This is a genomic window from Ureaplasma diversum NCTC 246 (assembly GCF_000731915.1).
Classification (GTDB): Bacteria; Bacillota_I; Bacilli_A; order Mycoplasmatales; family Mycoplasmoidaceae; genus Ureaplasma; species Ureaplasma diversum.
In genome coordinates, this window is the sequence record NZ_JFDP01000054.1 from 1 (window position 1) to 4,182 (window position 4,182).

Consider the following 4,182-nt stretch of genomic DNA (forward strand, 5'->3'; position numbering starts at 1 on the left):
AATTACACATCAATTAATTCTAATAGTAACTTAAACAACAACTCAATTCAAAACCTATTAGCTAATAACTCAATTATTAAAGATGCTGAAATTAAGAAAGTAACATTAGAAAATAAAACAGTATTAGTTATTAAAGGAAAGAATGCTTTAAACAAAACTAAAGTTTTATTACTTAAAAACTTACCAACAATCATCTTTACTAAGTTTGATGATCCATCATATACTGTTGATCAACTAAGTGCTTATGATTTATTAGCTGTTTCTAAAGAATCAGCTAATACTAAAACAGCACTTGAAAATGCTTATAAGAAAGTATTAAAAGATTTAGCAGCTAAGAATGCTAATAAATTAAGATTTAATGATGTTGAACATACTATTGATGATTCATTAACAGTTATATTAAATAGTAATAATGATCCATATGAGTTTAGAGTAGGATTAAGTAAAGATGGAGCACTAGATGAAATTGGAACTATTGTTCTTCCTAAGAGTGCTATTCCAGTTCACTATATAGTTAACCAACCAGCTAATTGAACTACTAACCCTAACTTAGCACATCAATTCTACAGTCAACTAACTGATAATAACCCTAACTTATCTTCTTTATTAGAAGATGAAAATATAAAAACAATATTACCATCTGATTTTGATAAAACAGCTGATGGATTAGGTATTGTTAATGATGTTAATAACATTGGTTTCTATATCATTAACAACAAACAATTAGTTCTTGTTAAGAATGCTTATGTAACAGTTGATCATAGAAGTATTTATTCATTAGCTGATGTAGCTAAGAATAACAATGATCAATTAAGTACTTTAGAAGCTAAATTGGATGAGATAGTTAAGAAACAGGATTCAGAACGATTAATCAAAGATATTAAAGTACCTAATAACTTAGGATTTGAACGACAATTACATAACTATAATGTAATTTCAGCTCCTAACTTTATGCGTATCTTTGTAATTGATAACCATAAATACAAACAACAAATTGAAGGTGTTAGTGTATTTGTAAGTAATGCTGCTCTTAATAAATTATTAGATGAATTAAGATCTAATAATAATCAAACAATTAGTAGTTTAAATAATAATGATCTTAAGAAATACTTTAGTAAGCTAAACTTAAAACAAGATGAAGCTATTGTTACATTAATTAAAAAAGATGATAAAGACATCTTAATGGTTCAATCAAGTAGTGCTGATAATTCAGATGTTTATACTATTGTTAACTTACCAAAAACAAAGAATGCTAAAGAATTAGGATTTAATTTACCAACTGTTGATGATTTAATCAACAGTAACGGAGATGTAAATAAAGCTATCCTTGATAAGATTAAAGATAGTAATGGTGTAGTTACTATAGATGGTAAGAAATATAAAGCTAATGAAATAACTGTAGTACTTAATCCAGATGGATCAATTACTTTAATTGCTCCTGATAATAAAGAAATAACAGTAGTAGCAGATAACCCACTTCCTGTTGTTAAGAGTATGAATGCTAATTCAAATGATTATGCAAAAATCTTTAAATTAACATCAGCTATTGTAGGTAATGATTCTGGTAACAAAGAAAAACCAATAGTTGAAACAAACTATGAAGCTATTAAAGATGTTCCATACATCAAACAAGTATTAACAACACTTTATGGTTCTAAGTTACCTAATTTTGATCAAGCTAAAGTAACATATAACAGAAACTCAAACCAAATCGTAATTTATAAAGAAGCAACAGCAGAGACATTTGGTAACTTATTAACAATTAATAATGTGCCACAAATTATTGATGCTAAAGATATCTTCAAGCTTCCTGAAGCTATTAAAAACATCACTAATATTGATCAATACTTAACAGCTCAAATTAAAAATAGAGCTTTAGAATCAGCTAATAAGATTAATCAATTTGAAGTAGCAAATGAATTTGATTTAAAACTATTAGATAATAGATCTGATTTTGTTATCTCTCCACTTAATAAAACAAGTCATAAAGATATTTATGTAATAAGTCCTTATGAATTTAATAAAGAACCTTATAGTGGATCATCAATCTTTAAACAATTACATGAGTTTAATAGAATTAAGACTGAGTTAGAAAATAAGCCATTAGCAAGCACTGATTCTGATTTAAGTAAAGCTATAGCTTATAAGACTTTAAAGAATAAAGAATTAGATACATTTGTAGCTAATGATAAATTGTTAAGTGAAGAAACTAAGTTATTAGCTTCAGAAGATAAACAATACTGAATTCTAGTTGATAAGAATAGAATCTCTATAATTAACCAATTACCAGCTATTATTCCACAAGCTTCACTTGGTAAAGATAAAGAATTACCAAAAGCAGAACAAATTATCAACAATGATGGGGATATTTCAAAAGCAATTATTGAATCATTAACAAAAAATGATCAAGGATTAACTATTAACAATGTTAAATTTAATCCAAAAACTGTTTCTGTAATTGTTAATAAGGATCAAACTATTACATTTATTGATCCAGAAACAAACGAACAGGTTTCAGTTGTATTAGATAAACCATTCCCAGAATTTGTAACAATTGATGCAAAAACACACCCAAGCTTTAATAACATTTCTGAAGTTCATAAATTAAGACAGTTAATAGAAAAAGTTGCTGGTCAAGATAAACCTATTAAAGATCTATTAGAACTATTAGGCGAAGATAATGAAAATCAAGATACACCTCTTGCAGATCAAGGTATCTTACCAGATAGTTTTAAAGATAAAGGTACATTCAAGTTTGATAAAGATAAGAACCAATTAACATTCTATAATGTTGATGATAAGAATCCTTCTTACATTGTAATTAACAACTTACAAAAAACTGTTGATTCATCAATGCTTTATAACAATAAAGATGTTGTAGCTAATGGATTATCAGCTGTTGCTACAATTAGAAAGAAGATTGAAGAAAAATCATCAACATCATCAGACAAAGTAACAATTGGTCAATTTGAAATCGGTAAAGACATATCAATTCAAACTCTAAATAATTACAACTATGCTTTAGTTGATAATAAAACAAATGATGTAGTTTATATTATTGATAATAGATTCTATGATCCTCAATCAATTAATGCTAATAATGTATTTAAAACAAATGATATTGTTTATCGTTTCAATAAATTAGTTCTTAATGAAAACGAAAGTAAAGATAAATCAGTTAGAATGGGAATTCTAGCTGATAAGGATGGAATCATTAAAACTGATGAAATGGTTGAAGTACTTGAAAACATCAAGAACTTTGATTATGGTAAAGTACTTGTTACATATTATGATGATCAAACATACATTCTTGAAGGTTTTGACAAAGTATCAAATAACAAACGTGTATTAACATTAACTAATATTAAAAAAGTTGTTAATGTGAGTGATAAAAAAGATACTAATAAACCACTTCCGTTTGATACAGCAACTGCTAAGGAAATTGCTGATGCTAAATCAATTGCAAATGCTTATACTAAGAAATTAGAAGAAGCAGCTAAAACAAGCGGTGGTAAAGTTAAAATCAATAATAAGGATTACGATCCAAAAGATCTATTAGTTGTCGAAAACCCAGATAAATCTATTTCAATCTTCGAAAAAGACCCATCAGGTAATAATAAACACATTATTTCATTCGTTGATGATAACGATCCAAACACATACACTATTAAAGATAGTCAAGAAGATAAAACTATCTTCAAACCAACAGATAGTGATCTAAACAAACTTAATAATTTATTAAATTCAATTAAGTCAAGTGATGAAGATAAAGGTGACGGATTCAAATCACTTAAAGCAATTGCTGATAAGAATACAGAGTTTAAAGCATACTTAGAAAAACTTAAATTCTCAACTTTTGATGATAACGCCAAAATCAAATACAACCCAGAAACTAACCAAATATTAGTTAGTGATGGAAAAGAACCAGCTAATATCATCATCTTAAATGATGTATTAAGAGTAGTTGATCATACAGTAGTATATCAACCAGAAGATGTACTAGTTTATAACAACAATAAAAAGAAAGCTATTAATGAAGCTTTAAAGAATAAAGAAAAAGATGCTAATGGCTTTGTAACTATAGAAAATTACAAAGGCAAACCACCATTTACTTTAAGAACAAACAAAGCTAAACAAATTACATTAATTGGAAATGCTAGATCAGCTCTTGAATTAACATTG

1 protein-coding gene is annotated in these 4,182 nt (G+C 27.0%); it reads left to right on the forward strand.

Annotated features, from left to right (window positions below; translation table 4 throughout):
- On the forward strand, window positions 1-4,182 hold a 4,182-nt coding region (locus tag UDIV_RS04570; RefSeq protein ID WP_038102882.1), incomplete at both ends, for a hypothetical protein.